The organism is uncultured Campylobacter sp. (assembly GCF_937890585.1).
Lineage (GTDB): Bacteria > Campylobacterota > Campylobacteria > Campylobacterales > Campylobacteraceae > Campylobacter_A.
In genome coordinates, this window is record NZ_CALACG010000005.1 from 1 (window position 1) to 2,186 (window position 2,186).

A 2,186-nucleotide genomic window follows, 5' to 3' on the forward strand; every position below is an offset into this window, starting at 1 on the left:
GTGCCGCCATTATCTAGGCCGCCTCTTACGCCTGTTTCTAGGCTAGCAAAACCAAAACCGCCCAATGAATTTATCGCACTAGTGCTAGCACTTATATTTGAGTAGTGCCCGCCTTGCTCAAAACTAGCACTACCAAGGCTAACGCCATCACCGGCACGACCGCCGCTTGTACCGCCAGCTGCTGTCTCTTCTAGATCTTCTAAATTTGCGCCATTTAATAAAGCTTTTTGAAGTGCTGCTACTTGTGAATCACCAGCAGTTGCCCTTGGATCGAGGCTTAGCGTATCTTCGCCGATCATTGATAGCTCTTTTCCATTATTTGTTGCTATCACAACCTTAGAATCAGCTGAAGTTGTTTTTACACTCTCACCTTCATACAGGCTATCGCCAACTTTTAGTACTCTTTGGTTACCACTTTTATCTACTGCGATAACCTCAGCAGAACCTGATATAGACTTAATTGTGCCTAGTTTCTTTGCCATGTTAATTCCTTTAGGGCTAAATTAATTTTGGCATTATTTTATAACTATTAGGAGAAATTGTAAATTGTACCAAAGTACAATATAACTAAATTTTTTTCTTAGCTAAAATCTTGATATAGATCAATAAAATCCAAAGGGAGGCACTAAGATGCAAAAGTTAGGCGTTATCAAAAATATCCTAGGCGGTGAAATCGTAGCTGTTGATAAAAGTGGCAACGAAAGAGTCTTGAAGGTGGGCGATAGCATTTTTGAAGGCGAAACGATAAAGGCTAATGGCTCTGCAAAAGCAGTGATCGCAGCAAACGACGGCAAAGAGGTCAGCTTGCAAAATGGCGAAAGTCTAAGCCTAGATAAAGAGGCAAATGCACTTAGTGACAACCCAGAGATAGCCTCTATCCAAAAAGCCTTACTAAACGGCGCAAATATCACAGATCTTGAAGAGACTGCAGCTGGTGGCAACCAAGGTGGTGGCAATGCTACTGGAGATGGTGTGAGCTTGGGAGCTGCAAGCTTTGCTGAGGGCGGTCACTACTCAAATATCAATGAAAACTATAGAAATTTAACCGACGCAAATAGAGCTTTTCAAACTCCAGAAAACTCAATAGGTGGCTATAACGATGCAGGCACAGATGCGGATACGACAACTCCTATCTCACCAGCTACGCCTGTCACACCAAGCACTCCAGTAACGCCACCAACTCCGAGTACTCCAAGCACTCCTGGCGTCACTGTAACTCCAGGCACTCCTTCACCTGCTAATCCTCCAGTCATCACGCCTCGTCCTGGCGCAGTAGAGATCACTACTAGCATCGATCCTGCTACTAGCGAGGTAAGAGAGAGTGGCGCAGGAGCAAACGGCGAGGGCGGACACTACCTTGTTTATAAACTAGGTCTATCAGGCACTCCAGTAAGCCCAAGTGGCGAGACCACAGATCTAGGTTTAAATTTCCTTGGAGGCACTAGAGGAGAGGACTATTCAAGCGTGGTTGAGTACTCGACTGACAATGGAGCGACATTTCAGCCACTATCAGGCTACACGATAACTGGCGTAAATATAGAAGATATCTCAAAAGTGCAAGTAAGGATAAAGGTGCTTGACGATAACGGCCAAGACACCACAAAAGGTCCTTTGCATCACAACCAAAACGAGGGTGAGAACACTGGCCCTCAAGGCATGACTATCGACAACGTACAAAAAACTGATATGGTTGATAATTTTGCTGTATTTAAAGAAGGTGTGAAACTAAGTGTCACGCCAAGCAGTAGTTATCTGCTACCAACAACTAATGCAAATATGGCCGAAGGCAAAATAATAGATAACGACGACAACATAGAGTTAAATAAAGATATCAAAGGCAATATCGCAAACTATACAAATTTAAATACAGATGATGGTGATGATACGGTTAGTATAAAAGCAAATTTAGAAAATTTACACTTAGATACTGGCTCTGGTAACGACGTGGTAAATTTTGATAAAGAGGTTATGATTAGCGGCACTAAAAATAGCCCTAGCGTAGGTGGTGTTCTTGGACATTATAATAGCACTACTATAAACCTTGGTAGTGGCGATGACGTAGTAAATATCAATGCTGATCTTAGTATATTTAAGGCTGAGATCAAACTTGGCGCGTATACTCCTAGCTCAAGCAATAGCGCTCACGACGAAGCAGGAAATAACACTTTAAATATCAATGCAAATAT

2 protein-coding genes are annotated in these 2,186 nt (G+C 42.7%); one reads left to right on the plus strand and one right to left on the minus strand.

What is annotated here, in order from left to right:
• A partial coding sequence (locus Q0296_RS00125) for a retention module-containing protein (RefSeq protein WP_298035574.1) occupies positions 1-482 on the minus strand: 482 nt, incomplete at its 3' end.
• A 148-nt stretch (positions 483-630) separates the two neighbouring features.
• On the opposite strand from Q0296_RS00125, the gene Q0296_RS00130 reads away from it, so the two are divergent.
• Positions 631-2,186: retention module-containing protein (locus Q0296_RS00130; protein WP_298035575.1), on the plus strand; the 1,556-nt coding region annotated here is incomplete at its 3' end.